Origin of the sequence: Streptomyces flaveolus (assembly GCF_044765825.1) — a bacterium.
In the GTDB taxonomy this organism is placed as follows: domain Bacteria; phylum Actinomycetota; class Actinomycetes; order Streptomycetales; family Streptomycetaceae; genus Streptomyces; species Streptomyces flaveolus.
Genome location: NZ_JBIWKU010000001.1, coordinates 661,675 through 686,207, shown reverse-complemented (window position 1 = coordinate 686,207; position 24,533 = coordinate 661,675). Strand labels below are relative to the sequence as shown.

Below are 24,533 nucleotides of genomic sequence, written 5' to 3'. Positions count from 1 at the left end.
GGTGACGGCCGTGGTGACGTGGGTGTGCTGTACGACAACGGTCAGCAGAGCGACGGTGCGAACCGTACGGCGCTGTGGACGTTCACGAGCACGGGTTCCGGCTTCGGCGGGCCGGTGCGCAAGTGGGACAGCACCGGGACCATCAGCTGGGACTGGGGCCGGTCCAAGGTGGTTTCCGGTGATTTCGACGGTGACGGCCGTGGTGACGTGGGTGTGCTGTACGACAACGGTCAGCAGAGCGACGGTGCGAACCGTACGGCGCTGTGGACGTTCACGAGCACGGGTACCGGTTTCAGCGCGCCGGCGCGCAAGTGGGACAGCACCGGCAGCATCAGCTGGATGTGGAGCCGCTCCAAAGTGACGTCGGGTGATTTCGACGGTGACGGTCGCAGCGATGTGGCCGTGCTGTACGACAACGGCCAGCAGAGCGACGGTGCGTACCGCACGGCGCTGTGGACGCTGACGAGTACGGGTTCCGGCTTCGGCGGGCCGGTGCGCAAGTGGGACAGCACCGGGACCATCAGCTGGAACTGGCAGCGCAGTGAACTGACCTGATCGCAGGGATCCGGGCGGGCCCTTTCGGCGTCCATACCTGTATGGACCTCGAGAAACGGCCCCCCGGCAGCGACCCGCAGGAGCCCGCGCGCCGGTCGGACGCCGAAGGGTGTCTCACCGTGGCGATCCGGATCCCGGTCCGGATCGTCGTCCTGGTCCTGGTCGTGCCGGTCCGCCTGGTGTGGGACGCACTCGTCGTCGGCGGGCGCTTCCTGCGGGACACCGTGCTGCGGCCCTTCGGGCGGGCGCTGGGATGGCTCGGGCGGGCCCTGTTCGTGTGGCCCGCCGTCGGCCTGTGGAGATACCTGGTCGTCCCGATGGCCCGCGGCATCGCCTGGCTCGGCAACGTCCTCCTCGTCATACCGGCGGTGTGGCTGTACCGGTGGGTGCTGACGCCGGTGGGGCGCGGGTTCCTGTGGGTGGTCGGGGGTGTGGGGGCGGTGCTCGCCGCGGTGGGGCGTGGTCTGTACGCCGCCGGTGCCTGGGTGGGGCGGTATCTCGTCGTCATACCGGCGGTGTGGCTGTACCGGTGGGTGCTGACGCCGGTCGGGCGCGGGTTCCTGTGGGTGGTCGGGGGTGTGGGGGCGGTGCTCGCCGCGGTGGGGCGTGGTCTGTACGCCGCCGGTGCCTGGCTGGGGCGGTATCTCGTCGTCGTGCCCGCGGTGTGGCTGTACACGTGGGTCCTCACTCCCGTCGGGCACGCGATCGCCTGGTGTCTGCGCATGGTCGTCACCGGAGTCGGCGCCGCCCTGTACTGGACCGCCCGGATCCTGCTGGTGCTGCCCGCCCTCGCCCTGTGGCGGTGGGTGCTGGTGCCCGTCGGCCGGGGCCTCGCCGTCGTCGGACGGGAGATCGGGGCCGCCCTCGGGCACGCCTGGCGGATCGCGGGCCACGTCTCGCTCGCCGTCGGCCGGTTCCTCGGGACCGTCTTCCGCCTGCTGGTCGGGGATCCGGCGCGCTGGGTGTACCGGACCCTCCTGACACCGGTGGGGCACGTGGTGCGGGACGCGGTCTGGCGGCCCGCCGCCGACGCCTCGCGCGCCGTGGGCCGGGTCGTGCGGCAGGTGCCGGCCGACGTCCGCGGCTCCGTCCGGCGGGCCCGTGCCGACGTGCGGCGGGCCCTGTTCGGGGAGCCGGCGAAGACGCCGCAGGTGGCCCGGCGGGAACCATCCGCGGCGAAGGCACGTACTCTTGGTAGCAGTACGACCGCTCTCACGAAGGACTGAACGACACTGGGCAAGCGACAGCCCGAAGGCCCGCCGCCCGTACCCGCGGTGCAGCGCATCCGACTGCGTTACACCAAGCGCGGCCGCCTCCGGTTCACCAGCCACCGTGACTTCCAGCGCGCCTTCGAGCGTGCGCTGCGCCGCGCCGAGGTGCCCATGGCGTACTCGGCGGGGTTCACCCCGCACCCGAAGGTGTCGTACGCCAATGCCGCACCCACCGGCACGGGCAGTGAAGCGGAATACCTGGAGATCGCGCTCACCGAGGCGCGCGACCCGGAGCAGCTGAGGCTGCTCCTCGACGAGTCGCTGCCCGCCGGGCTCGACGTCGTCGAGGCGGTCGAGGCCCGCACCTCCGGGCTCGCCGACCGGCTGACGGCTTCCGTCTGGGAGCTGCGGCTGGACGGCGTGGAGTCCGCGGACGCCGAGCGCGCCGTGGCGGCCTTCAACGCGGCCGACGCGGTCGAGGTCCAGCGTCGGACCAAGAACGGCGTCCGTACCTTCGACGCCCGCTCCGCCGTCGTGAGCCTCGAGAACGCGACCACCACCCCCGATACGCCGGCTGATAGGCCGACCGACCGGCCCTGTGCGATACTGCGGCTGGTTGTTCGGCACGTGACGCCTGCCGTACGACCCGACGACGTCCTGTCCGGTCTTCGCGCCGTGGCCGACCTGGCGCCGCCGGTCCCCGCAGCGGTGACCAGGCTGGCGCAGGGGCTGTTCGATGAAGAGACCGGCGCGGTGACCGACCCGCTCGCGCCCGACCGCGAGGCAGCAACGCCCGAGCCGCAACCGGCCGCCGCTGCTGCCGCCGCGAAGGCGCCGGCGTAAGGAAGGTCCCGCACAGGGACGAGCGTCGTAGCGCCGCCCTCGAACTCGGGAGCCACCTGGGTCGGGCAGCGCACCGACCACAAGACTTTCGCCAGGCCGTGCACGACAAGGGGTACGGAACCGGCGAGACAAGACACGGAGAGCTCCCGAGCGGCGCCCGCGCCCCGGACGGCGGCAACCGCGCATCGCGCGAGCCGCGGACGTCACCGGCGGTCGACACGGTCGATCCCGGACCACGGCGCGGCACCCGGGAGCCTGACGGGAGAAACCCCCGCATGCTCGAACCGACCGAATCCGCAGAGTCCGCTACTTCCTCGACGGACTCCGAGATGAACACCCCCAGCGACACCCTGCCGCCGCGTCGTCGGCGCAGGGCCGCGTCCCGCCCGGCGGGACCGCCGGCCGGCGCCTCCGGCGCGCAGGCGGAGACCGTCGCGCCGGCCGAGGCGTCCGCCGCGGCCGAGGAGCCGGAAGAGGCCGCCGACGAGGTGACCGAGACGCCCGAGACGGTCGCGGAGCCGGTGCCCGCGGGCCGCCCGCGGCGCCGCGCCGTGCGCCGTGCCTCCGCGCCCGTCGGGGCTCCGACGTCGGCCGAGGCCGCCGAGACCGTCGTCCCGGTGGCGCCCGCCGCCGAGACGCCCGCCGAGCCCGAGCCGGCCGCGAGCGCCGAGACCACCGAGGACGCCGCTCCCCGCCGTACCCGTCGGCGTGCCACGCGCACGGTGACCTCGCCCACCGCCGCCGCGCCCGCACCGGAGGCCGAGACCGCCGCGGTGACCCCGGAGCCCGCGCCCGTCGAGGAGGCCGCCGCGCCCGTCGAGGAGGCCGCCGAGGAGGCCGCTCCGCGGCGTACGCGTCGGCGTGCCACGCGGCGTGTGTCCGCCCCCGCCGGTGAGCCCGCGGCCGCCGAGCCGGCCGAGACCACGACCGAGACCGGCGCGGCTGAGGCCGCCGCGGCCCCCGAGACCGCTCCCGCCGCCGCGCCCGTCGAGGAGGCCGCCGAGGACGCTGCTCCGCGGCGTACGCGTCGGCGTGCCACGCGGCGTGTGTCCGCCCCCGCCGGTGAGCCCGCGGCCGCCGAACCGGCCGAGACCGCGACCGAGGACTCGGGTGAGTCCGCGCCGGCCGCCGAGGCCACGCCGGCCCCCGAGGCCGCTCGCAGCGCCGAGCCCGCCGCGCCCGTCGAGGAGGCCGCTCCGCGTCGTGCGCGTCGTCGGTCCGCCCGCAAGGCCGCCGGTGGCTTCGCCGAGCCCGCGCGGAGCGCCGCCGCGTCCGACGAGGCGGACGCCCCGAAGCGTCCCGCGCGTCCCGCCGTCGCCGTGTTCCAGGCGCCCGTGTTCGCGGAGCCCAAGTTCCAGACGCCCGAGCGGGCCGCGGCGGAAGCCGCCGCCGAGGCCGCCGCGCCCGAGCCGGAGCAGGCCGTCCGGGAGACCGAGGCGCCCGAGGAGTTCCCGGAGGAGACCGCCGGTTCGCGTCGCCGCCGCCGGCGCCGCGCCGCGGGCCCGGAGGAGACCACCGAGGACCGCACGCCCACCCCGGCCGCCGCCGAGGAACCGGAGGCCGAGGCCGAGGCCGACGAGCCGGGCGACGACCACGGTGACGACGCCGAGGGCTCCGAGGAGTACGGCTCGCGCCGTCGCCGTCGCCGGGGCGGCCGTCGCCGTCGCCGGGGCGACCTGGCCGAGGGCTCCGAGGACTCCGCGGACGACGACGACGTCGAGCACACCGCCGCCGAGCAGGCCGCCCAGGACGCCGAGGACACCGCCGAGCAGGCGGAGGAGGACGCCGAGGAGGGCGAGGACGCCACCGGCGAGAACGGCGGCTCCAGCAGCAGCCGTCGCCGCCGTCGCCGTCGCCGCCGCGCCGGGGACTCCTCCGGCGACGCCGAGACGTCCGCCGACGACCCCGAGCGCACCGTCGTCAAGGTCCGCGAGCCGCGCCCGAAGGCCGAGCCGTCCGACGAGGTGCAGTCCATCAAGGGCTCCACCCGACTGGAGGCCAAGAAGCAGCGCCGCCGCGAGGGCCGCGAGCAGGGCCGACGGCGCGTGCCGATCATCACCGAGGCCGAGTTCCTGGCCCGCCGCGAGGCCGTCGAGCGCGTCATGATCGTCCGCCAGCACGGCGAGCGCACGCAGATCGGCGTCCTCGAGGACGGGGTGCTCGTCGAGCACTACGTCAACAAGGAGCAGGCCACCTCGTACGTCGGCAACGTCTACCTCGGCAAGGTGCAGAACGTCCTGCCGTCGATGGAGGCCGCCTTCATCGACATCGGCAAGGGCCGCAACGCCGTGCTGTACGCCGGTGAGGTCAACTTCGAGTCGCTGGGCATGGGCCACGGCCCCCGCCGCATCGAGTCCGCCCTCAAGTCCGGGCAGTCCGTCCTCGTACAGGTCACCAAGGACCCGATCGGCCACAAGGGCGCCCGCCTGACCAGCCAGGTCTCCCTCCCCGGCCGCTACCTGGTCTACGTGCCCGAGGGCTCGATGACCGGCATCAGCCGCAAGCTGCCCGACACCGAGCGGTCCCGGCTGAAGACCATCCTCAAGCGGATCGTCCCCGAGGACGCGGGCGTCATCGTGCGCACCGCCGCCGAGGGCGCCAGCGAGGACGAGCTGCGCCGCGACGTCGAGCGGCTCCAGGCGCAGTGGGAGGAGATCCAGAAGAAGGCCAAGAACGGCAACGCGCCGACGCTGCTGTACGGCGAGCCGGACATGACCGTCCGGGTCGTGCGGGACATCTTCAACGAGGACTTCTCCAAGGTCGTCGTCAGCGGCGACGACGCCTGGCAGACCATCCACGGCTACGTGTCCCACGTCGCCCCGGACCTCGCCGACCGGCTGTCCAAGTGGACCTCCGAGGTCGACGTCTTCGCCACCTACCGGATCGACGAGCAGCTCGCCAAGGCGCTGGACCGCAAGGTCTGGCTGCCCAGCGGCGGTTCGCTGGTGATCGACCGGACCGAGGCGATGGTCGTCGTCGACGTCAACACCGGCAAGTTCACCGGTCAGGGCGGCAACCTCGAGGAGACGGTCACCAGGAACAACCTGGAGGCGGCCGAGGAGATCGTGCGCCAGCTCCGGCTGCGCGACCTCGGCGGCATCATCGTCATCGACTTCATCGACATGGTGCTGGAGTCCAACCGGGACCTGGTGCTGCGGCGCCTGCTGGAGTGCCTGGGCCGGGACCGTACGAAGCACCAGGTCGCCGAGGTGACCTCGCTGGGTCTGGTCCAGATGACCCGCAAGCGGGTCGGCCAGGGCCTGCTGGAGTCGTTCTCGGAGACCTGCGTCCACTGCAACGGCCGTGGCGTCATCGTCCACCTCGACCAGCCGTCCTCCGCCGGTGGCGGCGGCAAGCGCCGCAAGCGGGCGCGTGCGGGTGCCGGTGAGCACGACCACGAGGCCGTGGCCGGTGTCGAGACGGTGCCGACGGCCGAGCAGGAGGCGGACACCGAGTCCGAGTCCGAGGTCGCCGCCGAGGTGGCCGAGCCGGTCGCCCTGCAGGCCGAGTTCACCCCGGACGAGGAGCTGTACAGCAGCGCCGCCGAGGCCGAGGCCGCCGCCACGCGCGGTCGTGGCCGGCGTCGGGCGAGCCGGCGGGCGTCCGCCCCGGCCGGTGCCCCGAAGGCGGCGAAGGGCGAGGCCGCGCGCAGCGAGGCCCAGGTGCCGACCGCGCAGGAGGTCACGGTCGCGGAAGAGATCGAGCGTCCGGTCGTGCAGGAAACGGCCGCCGAGGTGCTGGCCGAGCCCGCGGCCGTCGAGGACGCGTTGTCCGGCGCCCCGGCCCCGGCCGCCGACGAGGCGGCGCCCAAGGGCCGTACGCGCCGTCGGGCCACCCGGAAGGTGTCCGCACCGGCCGGTTCGCCCGCGGGTGCCGAGGCCGCCGTGCTGACGGTCCCCGAGACCGCGCAGGCCGAGCCGGCGCCGCAGGCACCGGCCGTGGCCGAGGCACCGGTGGCCGAGGAGGCCGCGCCGGCCGCCGAGAGCGCCGCTCCGGCCCGTCCGCGCCGTCGGGCCGTGCGCAAGCCCACCACCTCGACCGCGTCCGAGGAGGCGGCCGTCGTGGTCGTCCCGTCGGCCCCGGCGGAGGCGGAGGCGGAGGCCCCGGCGGAGCCCGAGGTCGCCGAGGCCCCGGCCGTGGACGCGTCCGGTGACGAGGCCGCCCCGGCCAAGAAGGCGGCGGCCCGCAAGACGGCCAAGAAGGCGACGGCGAAGAAGGCCGCCACCAAGAAGACCGCGGCCAAGAAGACGACGACCGCGAAGAAGGCCACGGCCAAGAAGGCGGCCAAGACGACGACCGCCAAGAAGGCCACGGCCAAGAAGACGGCGTCGAAGAAGACCGCGGCGGCCGAGCAGGCGGCGCCGTCCTCGGTCACGGCCGCCACCGACGAGGGCTGATCCGGTCCCTGTCGCAGCACGTGTGGCCCCGCCCGGACGGGCGGGGCCACACGGCTGTGCGGGGCCTGCCACGGCGCGCACGGGCCCCGCGCGCGGCCCCGCCGAACGGCCTCGCGGCGGTGGCGGGGAGCCCGGTTTGACCCCTGTCGCGTGTCCCCGTAATCTTGACCGTCGGCGTGTCGACTGACGCGTCACATCCCCGTAAACCTCTTCCTTCCGGATGCGGCCGTGATGGGCCACGACCGGGAGAGGCCGTTCGCGCGTCCTGCCGGGCGGCTGGACTGCGGGGGTGCCGTTCCCGAGCGAGAGAGTGAGATCCGCGTGTACGCCATCGTGCGCAGCGGTGGTCGCCAGCACAAGGTTGCTGTCGGCGACATCGTTGAGGTTGACAAGATTTCCACCGCCAAGGTCGGCGACACGGTCGAGCTCTCGACCCTGCTCGTGGTCGACGGCGACGCTGTGACCAGCGACCCGTGGGTGCTGGCCGGCATCAAGGTCCAGGCCGAGGTCGTGGACCACCACAAGGGCCAGAAGATCGACATTCTGCGCTACAAGAACAAGACCGGCTACCGCCGTCGTCAGGGCCACCGCCAGCAGTACACGGCGATCAAGGTCACTGAGATCCCCGCGGCTGCGAAGTAAGGGACTGAGGAGAGATGGCACACAAGAAGGGCGCATCGTCCACCCGTAACGGTCGTGACTCCAACGCTCAGCGCCTCGGCGTGAAGCGCTTCGGTGGTCAGGCCGTCAACGCGGGCGAGATCCTGGTCCGCCAGCGCGGCACCCACTTCCACCCGGGTGCGGGCGTCGGCCGTGGCGGCGACGACACGCTGTTCGCGCTGCAGGCCGGTGCGGTGCAGTTCGGCACCCACCGTGGCCGCAAGGTCGTGAACATCGTTCCGGTCGCCTGATCGGAAACTTTCGCGAGGCGGACCTCACTTCCCGGACGGGAAGCGGGTCCGCCTTTCGCTTGTTACCCAAGAGACAACCCCGTAGTAACTGGAGGCACATTCCATGACCACCTTCGTGGACCGCGTCGAGCTGCATGTCGCCGCGGGTAACGGAGGCCACGGCTGTGCCTCCGTCCACCGTGAGAAGTTCAAGCCGCTCGGCGGCCCGGACGGTGGCAACGGCGGCCGTGGCGGCGACGTGATCCTCACCGTCGACCAGTCGGTGACCACGCTCCTCGACTACCACCACTCCCCGCACCGCAAGGCCACCAACGGCAAGCCCGGCGAGGGCGGCAACCGGTCCGGCAAGGACGGCCAGGACCTCGTCCTGCCCGTGCCCGACGGCACCGTGGTCCTCGACAAGGCGGGCAACGTCCTCGCCGACCTGGTCGGCCACGGCACGTCCTACGTCGCCGCACAGGGCGGCCGGGGCGGCCTCGGCAACGCGGCGCTGGCCTCCGCCCGGCGCAAGGCCCCCGGCTTCGCGCTGCTCGGCGAGCCCGGCGACCTCCAGGACATCCACCTGGAGCTGAAGACCGTCGCCGACGTGGCGCTGGTCGGCTACCCGAGCGCCGGCAAGTCGTCGCTCATCTCCGTGCTGAGCGCGGCCAAGCCGAAGATCGCCGACTACCCCTTCACGACGCTCGTGCCGAACCTCGGCGTGGTGACGGCCGGCGAGACCGTCTACACCATCGCCGACGTCCCCGGCCTCATCCCCGGCGCCAGCCAGGGCAAGGGCCTCGGCCTGGAGTTCCTGCGGCACGTGGAGCGGTGCAGCGTGCTGGTGCACGTCCTGGACACGGCGACGCTGGAGTCCGACCGCGACCCCGTCTCCGACCTGGACATCATCGAGGCGGAGCTGCGCGAGTACGGCGGGCTGGACAACCGGCCCCGCATCGTCGTCCTCAACAAGATCGACGTGCCCGACGGCAAGGACCTCGCCGAGATGGTCCGGCCGGACCTGGAGGCGCGCGGCTACCGGGTCTTCGAGGCGTCGGCCGTGGCCCACATGGGGCTGCGGGAGCTGTCCTTCGCGCTGGCCGAGCTGGTGGCGAAGTCGCGTGCCGCCCGGCCGAAGGAGGAGGCCACGCGCATCGTCATCCGGCCCAAGGCCGTGGACGACGCCGGCTTCACCGTCACCCGCGAGGAGGACGGCCTGTTCCGCGTACGCGGTGAGAAGCCCGAACGCTGGGTGCGCCAGACCGACTTCAACAACGACGAGGCCGTCGGCTACCTCGCCGACCGCCTCAACCGCCTCGGCGTCGAGGAGCAGCTGCTGAAGGCCGGCGCCCGCGGCGGCGACGGCGTGGCCATCGGCCCCGAGGACAACGCGGTCGTCTTCGACTGGGAGCCGTCGGTGACGGCCGGCGCCGAGATGCTCGGCCGCCGCGGCGAGGACCACCGCTTCGAGGCGCCCCGCCCGGCCGCCCAGCGGCGCCGGGACCGCGACGCCGAACGGGACGAGGCGGAGCGGGAGTTCGACGGCTTCGATCCGTTCTGACGGACCCGCACGTCCGGCCCGCGCGGCTGACGGACCCCGCACACGACACAGGAGGCGAGAACCGGACCCCGAGCGGGCCGGTTCTCGCCTCCTGTGTCGTACGGGTCGTACGGGCGGGTGCTCAGCGCTCCAGGAACGCGAAGAGCTCTTCCCACTGATCGGTGATGGCCGACGGCGAGTAGCGCTGCACGTTGGCGCGCGCCTTCTCACCCATGGTGTCCCGCAGCTCCGCGTCCTCCATCAGCCGGCCCAGCTGGCGTGCCAGCTCCGTGGTGTTGCCGGGCCGGGCGAGGAGACCGTCCTCCTCGTCCTGGACGATCTGGCGGACGCCGGGGGCGCAGTCGAAGGCGGCGCAGGGCACGCCGCAGGCCATCGCCTCGAGCAGGGCCAGCGGGAAGCCCTCACCGCGCGAGGACTGGACGAACACCGAGGCGCCGTGCAGCGCGCCCACGACGTCGTCGGTCTGGCCGGCCCACTCCACCGACCCGTCCAGGCCGAGCTCCGTGCACTGCCGCTTCAGGGCCTGCTCGTCGGGCCCGGAACCGTAGATGCGCAGCCGCCACCCGGGGTGCTTGGGCGCTGCCTCGGCCCAGGTGTCGAGCAGCATGTCGATGCCCTTCTGGTGACCGAGGCGGCCGATGCTCGCGACCACCTTCTCGGTGCGCCGGGAAGGGACCTCGGGCATCATCGGCAGCGGGTTCGGCATGAAGCCCACGTTGTTGAGGCCGCGGCCCACCCACAGGTCGGCGTCCTCCTGGGTCAGCAGGAGCAGCCGGTCCACGTCCTTGTAGTACTTCTGGACGCGCTGGAAACGGGAGGAGCCCTTGGAGTACTCGAAGGACTCGTGGCTCATGCCGATGACCGGGTGACCGGCCGTGTCGGCGACGGCCACCCACTCCATGGCCCACACCTGGGTCACGACGATCATGGCGCCCGGGCGGGCGGCCCGGAAGATCCGCGACAGCCGCTCGGTCGCCTCCCGCATGCCCGCCTCGCGTGCCGCCTCCCGGCGCCGGGCCGCGAGGTTGGCCCGGTCCCGCAGGTTGCGGGCCTGCCAGCGGCCGGGCGGGCGCTCGTCGTAGAGCGTCACGGTGGCGAAGGGCGGGTTGTCCCCGAGGTCCATCGGCACCTCGGGCGGGGCGATGCCCACGATGGTCACGCGGTGCCCGCGCTCGGCGAGCAGCCGGGCCATCAGGGCCTGCCAGCGGGCCACGCCGCCGAGTTCGTTGACCTCGTTGGCCACGAAGATGATGTCGCGCTCTGTCATCGGGCTTCTCCCTCGGAACCGAAGAAGCGGTCGACGATCCGGGCGGCGGCGTCGCCACGGTCGTACTCACCGTACTGCGTCATGAATTCCTTGATCCGTCCCTCGCAGCCGGACGCGAGGGCGTCCAGGTCCGACAGCACGTCGAAGAGTTCCTCCGCCGTGCCCGCCAGCGGCCCGGGAGCCTGCTCGGACAGGTCGAAGTAGGTGCCGCGGCTGTTCTCCACGTACTCGTCCCAGTCGTAGGTGAAGAACACCATCGGCCGCTGGAGCAGCGCGTAGTCGAACATCACGGACGAGTAGTCGGTGATCAGCACGTCCGACAGGAGCATGACCGGGGTGATGTCCGGTTCCTCGCTGACGTTGATCACCCGGCCGGCGACCGACGGCGGCAGCGTGACGTTGTTGAGGTAGTGGGTGCGGATCAGCAGGGTGAACCGGTCACCGAAGCGGTCCGCGAACTCCTCGACGTCGAACGGGAACTCGAACTTGCGGACCTTGCCGTTCTGCTGCGCCCGGAACGTCGGGGCGTAGAGGACGACCGGCAGGTCCCGCCGGATGCCCAGCCGCTCGGCGAGTTCCTCCGCGGCCGGGTCGACGGTCGCCGACTCGCGGGCCCGCACCAGGGCGTCGTTGCGCGGGTAGCCCGTGCGCAGCAGCTTCTCCTCCGGGATCCGGTAGGCCCGGGCCAGCGTCTTCTCGTCGTGCTGTCCGCGCACCACGAAGTGGTCGAAGCGGTCGATCGCCCGCTGGTAGGCCTGCTGCTCGTGCTCGGGCATGATCCGGTACTGCGGCTCGTCGAAGCCCATGCGCTTGAGCGCGGAGCCGTGCCAGGTCTGGATGTACGTGGTCTCCGGCCGCTTGCTGAGCTTCAGCGGGAAACCCTGGTTGTCGATCCAGAACTCGGCCTGCGCCAGCGCCCTGAGGTACGGCCACGACCAGCGGCGCACCAGCTCCACGTCCTGCGGGAAACCGGTGGGGCGGCTGCCCGCGTACGACCAGATGGGCTTGATCGGCACACCGCGCCGGCGCAGTTCCTCGTAGATGGCGCGGGGGCTGTCGCTGTACTGCTTGCCGAGGTGGCTCTCGAAGACGACGGTGCCCTTGCGCACGGGCAGCAGCCGGATCATGCGCTCGAAGGTCTCGATCTTGCGCGGACCGGAGTGGAGGTCCTTGCGCACCGAGGCGACCTTGCGCACCATCTTCTTCGCCGCCTGGGCGGGCGGGCTCTGCATGTTGCGCTGCACGAGCGTCGACGTGCGCTGCGCGAGCCGGCCGTGCTGGGCCAGCCGGAAGGCGAGGTGCCCGTTGGCCGAGGCGTGCGGCCGGATGCGGTCGGCCATCATGCGGCCCAGCCGGGGCCGGACGCGGATCTCGCCGGCGCCCTCCAGGTCGGTGCGCCCGACGGTGAGCCGGCTCGTGGTGCGCTCGCCGTCGACCGTGAGGTGCATGCGCACGTCCCACACGTCGTCCACGAGGCCCACGGGGCGCAGCTTGCTCGCCAGCGGCACCGTGGCCTGCCAGGTGACCGAGTCCCCGTCGTGGCGCAGCGTCCCCACCGGGAAGCGGAACGACTGCAGGCTCTTGCGGCGGGCGCGGAACTCCAGCTCGCCCTCCAGACGGGCGTCGGGAGCGATCACGCCGAGCGGGTTGACCAGGGCGCCCGCGAGGGTCACCCCGGCGGGCTGCTCCGCGTACCGGGTCACCGCGTTGCGCAGGTTGAGACGCTGCACCGGCTTGGCGTGGTAGCCGAGGTCGGTCACGTCGAGCACGGCGCGGCCCATCGGGTCGTCGAGGTGCTGGGCGCACCAGTAGACACGGCCGTCACGCTCCAGCAGCGGGCTGGAGACCTTGTTCTTGTTGATGAGCGTGTCGATGGCCGGCATGAGGTGGTCCCAGTCCTCCTGCAGCAGCAGGTAGGCGCAGAGCCGGTGGATCGGGGACAGCTCCGCGTAGGCCTCTTCGGGGAAGTCCTGGATGTAGCCGTTGGCCATCTCCGCGAAGTGGTGCCGGTAGTCGTCGTCCAGGAACGGCAGGTCCCGGAGGTAGAGCACCAGGTCGTGCTTGAGGAACTTCGTGTCCTTGTGCAGCTTCAGCTCGTCGTGGCCCTGCTCGACGAGGATGCGGTCGATCCTGCGGTGGATCTCCAGCCGGTCGGCGAAGTTGTTGATCTCGTGCCGGCGGTTGCTGATCGACTTCTCTTCGGCCTTCTCCACGACGTTCCAGTGGTAGACCGTGTTCGGGATCAGGGTGATCCGCGAGGCGGCCAGGTACGCCTGGGCGGAGAAGAGCAGGTCCTCGTAGTGGATGCCGCGGGGGAACGTCAGGCCGCTGTCGACGAGGAACTCGCGCCGGTAGCACTTGTTCGTCGACAGGGTGTCGAAGACCAGGAGGTCCGGGATCTCCGCGATCGAGTCGAAGGTGCGGGTCTGCCGGTAGAGCCACGGGTACCACTTGGCCGTCTTGCCCGTCCGGCTGTCGGTGTGGACGCGCAGGCACAGGCCGGACACGAGGTCGGCGCCCGTGCGCTCGGCGGCGTCCAGCATGTTGCGGCAGGCGTTGACCTCGAGGGTGTCGTCACTGTCGAGGAACATCACGTAGCGGCCGCGGGCGATGGCGATGCCCTGGTTGCGGGGCTCGCCGCAGCCGCCGCTGTTCTCGGCCAACTGGATGGCCCGCACCCGGTCCGATGCGGCCGCCAGCCTCTGCGCGACCTCGAAGGAGCCGTCGGTGGAGTGGTCGTCGGCGACGATGACCTCGACGTTCTGCAGGGTTTGGTCGAGGACCGACTGCACAGCTGTCGGAAGACGATCCGCGTCGTTGTAGACGATGACGACGACGCTGATGTCGGGCGTTCTGTCGTGACGCTGGGACACAGCAGCAGCTACCTCTGGTTAAAGAACGGATATCGGGTCGGACGCGGCGACGTCCGGGCCGGGTGGCGGAGCAGGCACCCGCTCGTCCAACGGCACGATCGGCGGCAGGTCCGCAAGCGGCTCACCGAGGAAGACGTGCCGAACGACGCGTTCGGCTGCGTGCCCGTCGTCGAAGTCACAAAAACGTTGCCGGAAACGGGCCCGGGCCTCGGTGGCCCGGTCGTCGCGCCACCCCTCGGAGCAGAGCAGGTCGGTGAGTTCCTCCTGCGTCGTGGCGACGGCGCCCGGAGGCTGCCGCAGCACGTCGAAGTAGGTACCGCGGACCACGGAGTAGGTGTCCCAGTCGTCGGCGAAGACGACGATGGGACGGTCCAGGTTGGCGTAGTCGAACATGGCGGACGAGTAGTCGGTGATCAGACCGTCGGAGGCGAGGTACAGCCGCTCCACCGACGGGTGCGCCGACACGTCGACTATCCGCCCGGCGGACTGCAGCTCGGCGAGCCGGGTGGAGCCGCCGTAGAAGTAGTGGCCCCGCACCAGCAGCGTGACGTCCGGCCCCAGCCGTTCGGCGAGCCGCTCCAGGTCCAGGCGGGGCACGAACCCGCTCTGGTACTCGCGGTGCGTGGGCGCGTAGAGGAACGCCGTGGTGCCGGCGCGCAGCCCCAGGTCCTCGCGGGCCGCGCGCACCTCCTCGGCGCCGGCGGTGAGCAGGATGTCGTTGCGCGGGTAGCCGGTCTCCAGGGTGGTGTACGAGCTGGGGTAGACCCGCTCCCACACGCTGGTCGAGAACCGGTTGGAGCTGATGCTGAAGTCCCAGCGGTCACAGCGCCTCAGGAGCTTGGCGAAGTCCATGTTGGTGGACGCCGGGTACTTCTGCTGGTCCAGGCCCATGGTCTTGAGCGGGGTGCCGTGGTGGGTCTGCACATGTATCTGGCCCTCCCGCTTCGCCACCGAGTCCCCGAAGTTCACGTTGTTGACGAGGTACTTGGCGCGCGCCACGGCGGCCCAGTACGCCCGGGAGCCCACGCGTACGTACTCCACGCCCTCGGGCACCTGCTTCACCGCGTCCGGCCGCACGGCCCACACCCGGCGGATGTGGGGTGCCAGACGGCCCAGTTCGGCGTCGATGGCCGCGGGGTTGCAGGAGACGCTGCGGCTCCAGTAGGCGGAGAAGACCGCCAGGTTCTCGTCCAGCGGCAGCCGCAGCTGCGACCGGTAGAAGACGTCCATCGCGCCGCGCTTGGACCGTCTGAGCGTGCGCCGCGTGCGGCTGCGGACGCTCTGCCGGACCCGCAGCGCGGTCAGCGCGCTCGCCATGACCGGGTACGTGCCGCGCTGCAGCAGCGTGTACTTGTGCCGGCGACGGCCGGCCGGCGGCTCGAAGCCCTCGGGCAGACGCGCGCGGTAGTCGGCGGCGGCCCGGTGGAAGAACTCCGCACGGGCGTCGCGCGGCAGCCGGCCCGGGCGCTCCAGGATGGTCAGGTAGTGGTCGACCATCTTGCGGAACAACGGGCCGCGCCACTGGTCGAGTTCCGCGTGCTCGTCGAGGAAGTCGAAGACGCGCCGGTACTGGTCGAAGACGTCGAAGTGCTTGCGGCTGACCGTCTTGAGGATGTTGCCGCCCTCGCGGCGCTGCCGGTAGAACACGCAGACCCGGTCCAGTACGGCGATCCGCTCGGCGCTGATCATCGAGCAGAACGTCCAGGGGGCGTCCTCGTAGTACCCGGGCGGGAAGGTGAACCCGGACCGGGTGACGAAGTCGCGCCGGTACGCCTTGTTCCAGACGATCTGCAGCAGGTCGAGCAGGTGGGGCCGGTCGGCGAGGGAGAAGGTGTCGGGGCCGTCGTGCGTGAGCAGGTCCGCCCGCGCGTTGCGGCGGACGCTGCCGTCCCAGTAGGTGCGGGCGTAGTCGTAGATGAGGATCTCGGGATTCCCGGTGGCCTCGAGACGGTCCGCGATCGCGGTGAGCGCTCCGTCGGACAGTGTGTCGTCACTGTCCAGGAAGAGCACGTATTCACCTTGGGCCTTTTCCAGTCCCGCGTTGCGCGCGCGCCCCAGGCCGACATTCTCCGTGAGATGAATCACACGAATGCGGTCGTCCCGCTGCGCGTATTCATCGAGAATGGCGCCCGATCCGTCCGGCGAGCAGTCGTCGACCGCGACGATCTCGAAGTCCGTGTAGTCCTGACCCAGCACGGAGTCAAGGCACTCGGGGAGGTACCCCCGCACCTTGTACACGGGAACGACGAGAGAGAGCTTGGGCATCCTTACAACCTGTTCCGAGACTGGACCACGGGAGCGCGGGCTGGGACCGGAGCGCGCTCCGAGCGTCGGTGGGCCCGAGCGCGCCGCCGCATCAGCGTAAAGGATTCACATGAAGTTTCCGTGGGCACGGTGGCCGGGCGAGGCGGGCCGCGCACCGCAGGGAATGCGGGGTGGCGGCGGGGTGGTCCGGTCGGCCGACGTCAGGTTTGCACTTCCTCACGTTCGGTTTGTATGCACCCTTTCCTGGTTTCTGTCCTTTGTGCCCGACTCGATTTTCCGTTGCGCACGGACGAGTCTGCATCTCGAGACGGAAATCAGGGAGGCATGAGGATGAGCTGGCTGGTCACGGGCGGAGCCGGATACATCGGTGCGCATGTGGTGCGTGCCCTGGTCGACGGCGGTGAGAGCGTGGTCGTGTACGACGATCTGTCCACCGGTCGTGCCGACCGGGTGCCCGCGGGGGTGCCGCTGGTGGTCGGCAGCGTGCTGGACGGCCCCCTCCTGGAGGGCGCGATTCGTGACCATGCTGTGACAGGCGTGGTGCACATCGCGGCCAAGAAGCAGGTGGGGGAGTCGGTGGAGCAGCCGCTCCGCTACTACCGCGAGAACGTCACGGGTCTGCAGACCCTCCTGGAGGCGATGACGGCCTGCGGCGCCGACCGCCTCGTCTTCTCCTCGTCCGCCGCGGTCTACGGCATGCCGGACGTGGACCTCGTCACCGAGGACACCCCCTGTCTGCCGATGAGCCCCTACGGCGAGACCAAGCTGGTCGGCGAGTGGCTGATCAACGCCGCCGCCCGGGCCCACGGCATCCGCGCCGCCTCCCTGCGCTACTTCAACGTGGCCGGCGCGGCGGCTCCCGAGCTGGCCGACACCGGCGTCTTCAACCTCATCCCCATGGTCTTCGAGCGCCTGGAGGCGGGCGAGGCCCCGCGCGTCTTCGGTGACGACTACGCCACGCCCGACGGCACCTGCGTCCGGGACTACATCCACGTCCAGGACATCGCCTCCGCGCACCTCGCGGCGGCCCGGCGCCTGACGGACGCCCCGCAGGGCACGGCGCTCACCCTCAACATCGGGCGCGGTGAGGGCAGTTCGGTCCGGGAGATGGTGGACCGCATCCTCAAGGTCGCCGGCAAGGAGGATGTCGCCCCGCTGGTGACGGACCGCAGGCCCGGCGACCCGGCCCGCGTCGTGGCCTCGGCCGACCGCGCCCGCGAGGAACTGGGCTGGTCCGCCCGCCACGGCCTGGACGACATGATCGATTCCGCCTGGCAGGGCTGGCGCCACCGGAACGGCTGAATGCGGTGCGCAGGGCGAGGCCGCGGGAGACGGCGGCCGCACGGGCCGGCGGCCTCCGGTGACGGACCTCCCGTGACGGGGCCTCTCCCGGCGGCGCCTCCCGTGGCGGGACTTCTCCTGGCGGCGGTCACGGCCGGGTCCGGCAGCCGTCGGGGCGGCGCTGCGTGCGCCCCGCCTCCGGCCGGGGCGCGCTGTGCGCCGCGTCACGGTGCGGGTCTTACGCGCCAGGTTCCGGGGCGGGCGATCGATCCGGTCCTGCCGCGTGTCGTGCATCCGGGAGGCCACGCGTCGGCCTCCCGACGGCACGCGCGCGGCGCCTTGCGAGGGCAGCCGCGCGGCGCGTGAAGGGCAGGGGCGCTCTCCGGCCTCCCGACGGCACCCGTGCGGGGCGCGCAGCCACGCGGGGCCAAGGGGTCGCGGCGGGGCTGTCCGGAGCCTGGACCGGGGCGCGGTGGGCGAGCCGCTTCGCGTAGATTGCCTGGCGAGCGTCCGGAGCGGCGCCCGTAGAGGCGAGAGGGCAGACGGCACAGTGGCAGGGGCAAGGCAAGCCGTGGGCGAGGCCCGCAGAATCGTCGTCAAGGTCGGTTCCTCGTCGCTGACCACAGCGGCGGGCGGCCTGGACGCCGACCGCGTCGACGCGCTCGTCGACGTCCTCGCCAAGGTGCGGGGCGCCGACAAGGAGGTCGTCCTCGTCTCCTCCGGCGCCATCGCCGCCGGCCTCGCCCCGCTGGGCCTGCGCCGCCGCCCGAGGGACCTGGCCCGGCAGCAGGCCGCCGCCAGCGTCGGCCAGGGCCTGCTGGTGGCCCGCTACACCGCCTCCTTCGCCCGCTACGGCGTCCGCGTCGGCCAGGTGCTCCTGACGACCGACGACATGAGCCGCCGCTCCCAGCACCGCAACGCCTCCCGCACCCTCGACAAGCTCCTCGCGATGGGTGCCTTCCCGATCGTCAACGAGAACGACACCGTCGCCACCGACGAGATCCGCTTCGGCGACAACGACCGGCTCGCCGCCCTCGTCGCCCACCTCGTCCGCGCCGACCTGCTGGTGCTGCTGTCCGACGTCGACGGCGTCTACGACGGCGACCCGAGCAGGCCGGGCACCTCGCGGATAGCGGAGGTGCGGGGCCCGGCCGACCTCGTGGACGTCGAGATCGGCAGCACCGGCAAGGCCGGGGTGGGCACCGGCGGCATGGTCACCAAGGTCGAGGCGGCCCGGATCGCCGCCGCCGCCGGCATCCCCGTGGTGCTGACCAGCGCCGTCCACGCCGCCGACGCCCTGTCCGGCGGCGACACCGGCACCTACTTCCACGCCACCGGCAAGCGCTCCACCGACCGGCTGCTGTGGCTCCAGCACGCCTCCGCCCCGCGCGGTGCGCTCGTGCTCGACGACGGGGCGGTGAGCGCGGTCGTGCAGGGCCGCAAGTCACTGCTCCCGGCCGGGATCGCGGGCGTCGAGGGCGAGTTCGCCGCGGGCGACCCGGTGGAACTGCGGGACGGCGAGGGGCACGCGGTGGCCCGCGGACTCGTCGGCTTCGACGCCAAGGAGATCCCCCGGCTGATCGGCCGCTCCACCCGGGAACTGGCGCGCGAACTCGGACCGGCGTACGAACGCGAGGTCGTACACAGGGACGATCTGGTGATCCTGCACCCGTAATGGGCCGAAACGTCCCCGAATCGGCGGTGGACGTTCCGTAAAACCGGCACAGGATCTCTTGCGGCCTGCTCAACTTTCCTCGAGGGACGAGCCCGGCCGACCGCCGGGCCCAGCCGTGTGCGTGAAGGAGGCCGTCGTGAGCGGAGTGCGCCCTGGGACGGCGGCGTCCCGCGGTGGTACCGGCTCCCGGGGCGGTACCGGACCGCGCGGCGCCACCGGGGCCCGCGGTGGCGGCGGCGCCCGGACGGCCGGTGAGGAACGCGCCCTGACGAGCGTCGCGGCCGGCGACCGGTTCCGGGGCGAGGAACCGGCGCACACCCCGCGCCTGTGGCACGTCACCCTCAGCGTCTCCGGTGCCCGCGCCCCGCTCCCCGAGGTGCGCCGCGCCCTGGAGCAGCTCGCCCACGACCATCCCTTCCTGCTGACCAGCCGGTACGCCGACGACCACGCGGAGATCCGGTACTGGGAGGAGGCCCGCGACCTGCACGACGCCGCCGCCGTGGCCCTGCGCCTGTGGGGCGAGCACCGGCAGACCGCGGGACTGCCGCCCTGGGAGATCGTCGGCCTGGAGGTCATCGACCGGTCGACCTACCACCAGCGCATCGCCGCGGGGTACGGACCGGCGCCGGCCACCCCTGTCGGGGTGCATCCGTTCTGAGGTGACCGCGGACCGTCACCATCGATTGCGCAACCCCACGGCGAGCAACCAGGTCCGCGAGAGCGGCGCCGGTTCGGTCGCACAGAGGGGTCTCGCGGTGTGGGACGACCGGTGAACGGCCCCGTCCGGCCTACTACGCTTCCCCCATGACCACGCTCTCGCCGTACGACTCGATGTCCCCGGTCACCCGGGCCGCCTACCGGGCCAAGGCCGCCGCGGCCGACCTCGCGCCGCTGCCGCGGGCAGCGAAGGACGACGCGCTGCTCGCCGTCGCGGACGCGCTGGAGGTCCGTACGAGCGAGATCGTGGAGGCCAACGCCCAGGACGTGGCCAAGGCCCGCGCCGCCGGGACGAGCGAGGCCATCATCGACCGGCTCACCCTGACCCCGGAGCGGGTCCGCGCCATCGCCTCCGACGTGCGCGACGTCGTCGCGCTGCCCGACCCCGTCGGCGAGGTCGTGCGCGGCTCCACCCTCCCCAACGGCATCGACCTGCGCCAGGTCCGGGTGCCGCTCGGCGTGGTCGGCATCATCTACGAGGGCCGGCCCAACGTCACCGTCGACGCCGCCGCCCTGTGCCTGAAGTCCGGCAACGCCGTCCTGCTGCGCGGCTCCTCCTCCGCGTACCGGTCGAACACCGCCCTCGTCCGGGTCGTCCGCGACGCCGTCGGCGGCGCCGGGCTGCCGGCCGACGCCGTGCAGCTGGTGCCCGGCGAGAGCCGTGACAGCGTGCGCGAGCTGATGCGCGCCCGTGGCCTGGTCGACGTGCTCATCCCGCGCGGCGGCGCCTCGCTGATCAACACGGTCGTCCAGGAGTCCACCGTCCCCGTCATCGAGACCGGCACCGGCAACTGCCACGTCTACGTCGACGCGCAGGCCGACCTCGACATGGCCGTCGACATCCTGATCAACTCCAAGGCCCAGCGCGTCAGCGTCTGCAACGCCGCCGAGACCCTCCTCGTCCACCAGGACATCGCCGCCGAGTTCCTGCCCCGCGCCCTGGACGCCCTCGCCGAGGCCGGCGTCACCGTGCACGCCGACGAGCGGGTGATGGCGCACGCCAAGGACACCAAGGCGACCGTGGTGGAGGCGACGCCGGAGGACTGGGAGACCGAGTACCTGTCCTACGACATCGCCGCGGCGGTCGTGGACTCCCTCGACCGGGCCGTCGAGCACATCCGGCTGTGGACCTCCGGCCACACCGAGGCCATCGTGACGACCTCGCAGCAGGCCGCCCGCCGCTTCACCCAGCTGGTCGACTCCACCACCGTCGCCGTGAACACCTCCACCCGGTTCACCGACGGCGGCCAGTTCGGCTTCGGCGCCGAGATCGGCATCTCCACGCAGAAGCTGCACGCCCGCGGCCCGATGGGCCTGCCGGAGCTGACCAGCACCAAGTACATCGTCACCGGGGACGGACACGTGCGGCGCTGAGGCGCACGACGGGGCATATGTGAGCGGCACGCGTCCATGGGGCGCCAACTGATCCGAACGGGGCATCTCACCCACCGGATGAATTTCCCCGCCGTCTGCCCAAATCGACCCCCCAGGTCTACTCTGGATCCGTGCCGGAGGACGTGGGGGGTAGGCCGTTCCCTGACGGCTGGGAGCCCGACGACGAACACGACCGCGGGGTGTCGGACGAAGAGTTCGCCTCCGTGGTCTTCGACGAGGCCTTCGTAGAGGCGGCCGCGGTGCACGAGCCGACCGCCGTCGAACGCCTCCTGGCCGCCGCGCAGGCCAGAGCCGAGGCCACCGAGGCCGAGGCGGCCCGCCGCGGCCGCTCCCGAGCCGAGCGCTACGACGACGGGTACGGCGATTTCGGCCATGATCCCGACCTCGACGACCCGGACGACGACCGCGACCTCCTCGACCGCCCCTACGGCGCACCGCCGGCCTACGGCAAGCAGGTCCGCTGGCACCGGCCCGTCGCCTGGATGCTGGCCCTGGTGATGGGCGTCGGCATGGTCGCGCTGGCCTTCGCGGCGGTCTACCGGGGCGCCTCCTCGGGCAGCGGCCCGGAGCAGGTGCCGCTGCCCGCCTCCACGGGGCCGGAGCAGGGCGGCACCGTGACCCCCTCGGCCTCCGCCGACTACTCCGGGCCCCCGGTCCCGGTGATCCCGCGCAGCCCCTGACCTGCCGGTCCGGCGGCCCCAACCTGTCCCAACTTCACCTGCGCCACCGCGTTTACGCGACTCTCCCCAGACCTACCCTGAAGGTATGGCAGGGCTTGGCGAGCCGCCTGGAGGGGTGCCCGAAGGCGCGCCCGGAGGCGGAGAGGACGAGTACCGATCCGTCGTCTTCGACGAGTCGTTCGTCCGCGCTGCCCGCCTCCAGGAGTTCTCCGCCCGGGAACGCATCACCGACCACGCCCCCGCCGTACGCCGCCGCCCGCCGCTGCGCCGGGGCCTGTCCCGGCAGGTGCTGGTCCTCTTCCTGCTGATCGCCCTCGCCTTCGGCACCGCGATCTACATGGGCGTACGGCACCCGTACCAGAGCCCCGCCGCACGGCAGTCGTCCGAGCAGGTGCGGATGACCGTCGTCCCGCTCGCCCCCCGGGGCAAGGTCCCCGGCGCGGGCGACCCCGCGTACCTGTACGCGCACAGCCCCGCCGCGCACTTCGCGGCCGGGGCCGAGGGCGTGCCGCTGCCGGGTGCCCGGCGCACCGCGCACTTCTCGGACGACCAGGTGATGAACGCGCTGACCACCGCCAAGAACTACGTCGTCCGCTCGGCACTCGACCCGGACGTGCTCGACGGCGGCGACGTCCGCTCGGTGCGGGTGCTGCTCGACCCCGACCAGCTCGGCCAGTTCGACGACAGTTTCGCCCACCCCACGGCCGACGGCCGGCACGCGCCCACCGGGTGGCTGGTGCGCTTCGACCCCACCCGGGCCGAGCTGGCGGGCGACGAGATCAAGGTGCGGGGCAGCCTGACGGTGGTGGAGAGCGACGCCTCCACCCTCGAGGTCACCGCCGACCACACCCTCGTCTACGCGCTGCGGCCCACCGGGGACGCGCGGGCCGAGGCGTCGCTGTTCACCGTCCGGCGCGAGCTGCACTTCCGCTTCGACCGGGACGACCTGCGCCTGCACCAGGCACAGCTCGTGGCCTCCTCCGTGCAGGCGGGGCCGCTGTCCTGCGCCGAGGACTCGGCGAACCACCTGCGCCCGCTGCTCGCGGGCCAGACCGCCAAGGCCGGCGGCCCCGCCGGCACCGACCCGTACGCCACCGGCAGCGCCGCGGCCGTGTGCGGCACCCTGGCGACGGGCGCCCAGCCGGCGGTCTGAGCGGCGGGCTCAGGCGCCGTCGCGCGGCGGACGGCCGTCCGGCGTCTCCGGGCCGCCCGGCCCCTCGGAACCGTCGGTGCCGTCCGTGTCCCCGGGCGGCCTCTGCTGGGAGGACGTGAACCCGCCGAAGCCCCGCCGCATCCGGTCGCCCAGGTCGCCGGCACCGCCCGCGATGTCGTTCACCAGCTTCATCAGCGGGTCCTTGGAGCTGCGCACATGGGTGGCGTAGCTGGACGCCGACTCGCGGAAGGAGTCCCGGACCGAGGCGTCCCTGTCCTCCTCGCGGCGCGGGTAGTGGCCGTCCATGATCCGCTGGTAGTCCCGGGAGGCCTCCCACTTCTTCAGCTCGGCGGCCCGCACCGTGCTGAACGGGTGCGTGCGGGGCAGCACGTTCAGGATCTTCAGCACGGAGTCGCGCAGGTCGCCCCCGGCCTCGTACTCGTCGGCCTGCTCCAGGAACGCGTCCACGTTCATCTCGTGCAGGTGGTTACCGCCCGCGATCTTCATCAGGCCCCGCATGGACGCCTGGAGGTCCTGGCCGACCAGCAGCCCCGCGCGGTCGGCGGACAGCTCCGACTTGCGGAACCATTCGCGCAGCGCACTCACGACCGCCATGATCGCCACGTTGCCCAGCGGGATCCAGGCGACCCGGACGGCGAGGGACGTCAGGAAGAGCAGGATGGTCCGGTACACCGAGTGGCCGGACAGCGCGTGGCCGACCTCGTGCCCGACGACCGCCCGCATCTCCTCCTCGTCCAGCAGCTCCACGAGGCCCGTGGTGACGACGATGATCGGCTCGTCCAGGCCGATGCACATCGCGTTGGGGACCGGGTCCTGGTTGACGTACATCGGCGGGACCTTCTCCAGGTCCAGGATGTAGCAGGCGTCCCGCAGCATGTCGTTCAGATGGGCGAACTGGCGGTCCGAGACGCGCACCGAGTCGGACAGGAACAGCAGCCTCAGGCTCCGCTCGGGCAGCAGGCCGCTCAGGGCCTTGAACACCGTGTCGAAACCGCTGAGCTTGCGCAACGCCACCAGGGCACTGCGGTCGGCCGGATGCTCGTACGCACGCGAGGAGATCCCCGGGAAGCGCCTGCGCTGCCTGCCCGGCACCTTCTCGTGCCCGTTGTGCTGGTGGCCGTCGGACATGTCTTCCCCCATGTGCGTCTGTGGGCCCCCGCGTGGGAAAGGCCCTTTGCGAACCCTTGTGCGGCCCTTTGCGCCCCCGGAGCCGGGCCCAGCCTAGGCGGAGATACCGTGGACGGGCAGTACAGCGAAGGAGTCACCGTCATGGAGCACACCCCCCACACCGCCTGGCTCGCCGAGGCGGCGACCGCGGCCGAGCAGCAAGGGGCGGGCAATCTGCTCCGGGTCGTCCTGATCGTGATGGTGCTGGGCTGTGTGCTGACCGCGTGGTTCCTGCTGCGGGGGTACAAGCGGAAGGACGACTGAGGCGGGCGGAAGGTTCCCCGGCCACGGCCGCCGGGGACCACGGGCCGTCCCCAACGGCGGAGTCGGCGTGATCGTCCGCAGGACGCCCGCATACGATGAGGCGCGACGTCCTTATCCCGCCCACACCTGATAGGTCCTGCCGAAGATGAGCTTCCACAGCACTGCTGCCCAGTTGGTCACTCTCGCTGCTGAGGGCGAGGAGCACGGCGGCAACCACCAGAGCCTCAGCCCCTACCTCACCGGCGGCGCCGCGCTGTTCATCCTGCTGCTCCTGCTGTGGATCACCACGCGCTTCAACCGCGACCGCTGAGCGCGAGG

Annotated in this window: 18 protein-coding genes and 1 pseudogene; 15 read left to right on the top strand and 4 right to left on the bottom strand. The window is 72.3% G+C overall.

Annotated features, from left to right (window positions below; translation table 11 throughout):
* The 7 genes and pseudogenes from ACIRG6_RS03090 to obgE all read left to right on the top strand — a co-directional run.
* A pseudogene (locus tag ACIRG6_RS03090) lies at window positions 1–555 on the top strand (hypothetical protein); the annotation flags it as partial.
* A 41-nt stretch (window positions 556–596) separates the two neighbouring features.
* Window positions 597–1,781, top strand: a complete 1,185-nt coding sequence (locus tag ACIRG6_RS03085; RefSeq protein ID WP_403320419.1) for a hypothetical protein — start codon at window positions 597–599, stop codon at window positions 1,779–1,781.
* Window positions 1,782–1,829: 48 nt separating this feature from the next.
* Complete coding sequence (locus tag ACIRG6_RS03080) at window positions 1,830–2,609, top strand: TIGR03936 family radical SAM-associated protein (protein ID WP_318218542.1); 780 nt, start codon at window positions 1,830–1,832, stop codon at window positions 2,607–2,609.
* A 275-nt stretch (window positions 2,610–2,884) separates the two neighbouring features.
* Window positions 2,885–7,006, top strand: a complete 4,122-nt coding sequence (locus ACIRG6_RS03075) for an Rne/Rng family ribonuclease (protein WP_403320416.1) — start codon at window positions 2,885–2,887, stop codon at window positions 7,004–7,006.
* Window positions 7,007–7,327: 321 nt separating this feature from the next.
* Window positions 7,328–7,648: a 50S ribosomal protein L21 gene (gene rplU / locus ACIRG6_RS03070; protein ID WP_004931419.1), complete on the top strand. Its 321-nt coding sequence runs from the start codon at window positions 7,328–7,330 to the stop codon at window positions 7,646–7,648.
* A gap of 14 nt (window positions 7,649–7,662) precedes the next feature.
* Complete coding sequence (rpmA, locus tag ACIRG6_RS03065; RefSeq protein ID WP_003976205.1) at window positions 7,663–7,917, top strand: 50S ribosomal protein L27; 255 nt, start codon at window positions 7,663–7,665, stop codon at window positions 7,915–7,917.
* A gap of 103 nt (window positions 7,918–8,020) precedes the next feature.
* On the top strand, window positions 8,021–9,457 hold the full coding sequence (gene obgE / locus ACIRG6_RS03060; protein WP_318218540.1) for a GTPase ObgE: 1,437 nt from the start codon (window positions 8,021–8,023) through the stop codon (window positions 9,455–9,457).
* Window positions 9,458–9,578: 121 nt separating this feature from the next.
* Here the strand turns inward: obgE and ACIRG6_RS03055 are convergent, their stop codons facing one another.
* Genes ACIRG6_RS03055 through ACIRG6_RS03045 form a run of 3 tightly spaced genes read right to left on the bottom strand, consistent with a single transcriptional unit; the run spans window position 9,579 to window position 15,862 of the window.
* Window positions 9,579–10,724: a glycosyltransferase family 4 protein gene (locus ACIRG6_RS03055; protein ID WP_225635934.1), complete on the bottom strand. Its 1,146-nt coding sequence runs from the start codon at window positions 10,722–10,724 to the stop codon at window positions 9,579–9,581.
* Window positions 10,721–13,597, bottom strand: coding sequence for a bifunctional glycosyltransferase/CDP-glycerol:glycerophosphate glycerophosphotransferase (locus ACIRG6_RS03050; protein ID WP_364679612.1), 2,877 nt, complete (start codon window positions 13,595–13,597; stop codon window positions 10,721–10,723). The genes ACIRG6_RS03055 and ACIRG6_RS03050 overlap by 4 nt, the downstream gene beginning before the upstream one ends.
* A gap of 18 nt (window positions 13,598–13,615) precedes the next feature.
* Complete coding sequence (locus tag ACIRG6_RS03045) at window positions 13,616–15,862, bottom strand: bifunctional glycosyltransferase/CDP-glycerol:glycerophosphate glycerophosphotransferase (protein WP_403320414.1); 2,247 nt, start codon at window positions 15,860–15,862, stop codon at window positions 13,616–13,618.
* Between the two features lie 330 nt (window positions 15,863–16,192).
* Here ACIRG6_RS03045 and galE point away from each other — a divergent pair, with 330 nt between their 5' ends.
* From galE to ACIRG6_RS03015, 6 genes are all read left to right on the top strand, one after another.
* Window positions 16,193–17,164: a UDP-glucose 4-epimerase GalE gene (gene galE, locus ACIRG6_RS03040; RefSeq protein WP_364819288.1), complete on the top strand. Its 972-nt coding sequence runs from the start codon at window positions 16,193–16,195 to the stop codon at window positions 17,162–17,164.
* Window positions 17,165–17,714: 550 nt separating this feature from the next.
* Complete coding sequence (gene proB, locus ACIRG6_RS03035) at window positions 17,715–18,818, top strand: glutamate 5-kinase (RefSeq protein ID WP_239768074.1); 1,104 nt, start codon at window positions 17,715–17,717, stop codon at window positions 18,816–18,818.
* A gap of 136 nt (window positions 18,819–18,954) precedes the next feature.
* Window positions 18,955–19,476, top strand: a complete 522-nt coding sequence (locus tag ACIRG6_RS03030) for a hypothetical protein (protein ID WP_350721291.1) — start codon at window positions 18,955–18,957, stop codon at window positions 19,474–19,476.
* 146 nt (window positions 19,477–19,622) lie between these two features.
* Complete coding sequence (locus ACIRG6_RS03025; protein WP_350721290.1) at window positions 19,623–20,909, top strand: glutamate-5-semialdehyde dehydrogenase; 1,287 nt, start codon at window positions 19,623–19,625, stop codon at window positions 20,907–20,909.
* 131 nt (window positions 20,910–21,040) lie between these two features.
* Window positions 21,041–21,610: an SCO2584 family spore wall biosynthesis protein gene (locus ACIRG6_RS03020; protein WP_364679602.1), complete on the top strand. Its 570-nt coding sequence runs from the start codon at window positions 21,041–21,043 to the stop codon at window positions 21,608–21,610.
* Window positions 21,611–21,695: 85 nt separating this feature from the next.
* The gene (locus tag ACIRG6_RS03015; protein ID WP_403320409.1) at window positions 21,696–22,763 is read left to right on the top strand and encodes an SCO2583 family membrane protein; all 1,068 of its coding nucleotides are present in this window, start codon (window positions 21,696–21,698) and stop codon (window positions 22,761–22,763) included.
* Between the two features lie 9 nt (window positions 22,764–22,772).
* Here the strand turns inward: ACIRG6_RS03015 and ACIRG6_RS03010 are convergent, their stop codons facing one another.
* Window positions 22,773–23,912 carry a M48 family metallopeptidase gene (locus ACIRG6_RS03010; RefSeq protein WP_364819280.1) on the bottom strand — a complete coding sequence of 380 codons (1,140 nt, stop codon included), beginning with the start codon at window positions 23,910–23,912 and terminating at the stop codon, window positions 22,773–22,775.
* Window positions 23,913–24,053: 141 nt separating this feature from the next.
* On the opposite strand from ACIRG6_RS03010, the gene ACIRG6_RS03005 reads away from it, so the two are divergent.
* A complete protein-coding gene (locus ACIRG6_RS03005; protein ID WP_189227842.1) occupies window positions 24,054–24,215 on the top strand; it encodes a hypothetical protein in 162 nt (53 codons plus the stop codon).
* A 145-nt stretch (window positions 24,216–24,360) separates the two neighbouring features.
* Entirely contained in the window at window positions 24,361–24,525 is a 165-nt protein-coding gene (locus ACIRG6_RS03000; RefSeq protein ID WP_318218531.1) for a hypothetical protein, read from the top strand.
* Window positions 24,526–24,533: the final 8 nt, after the last annotated feature.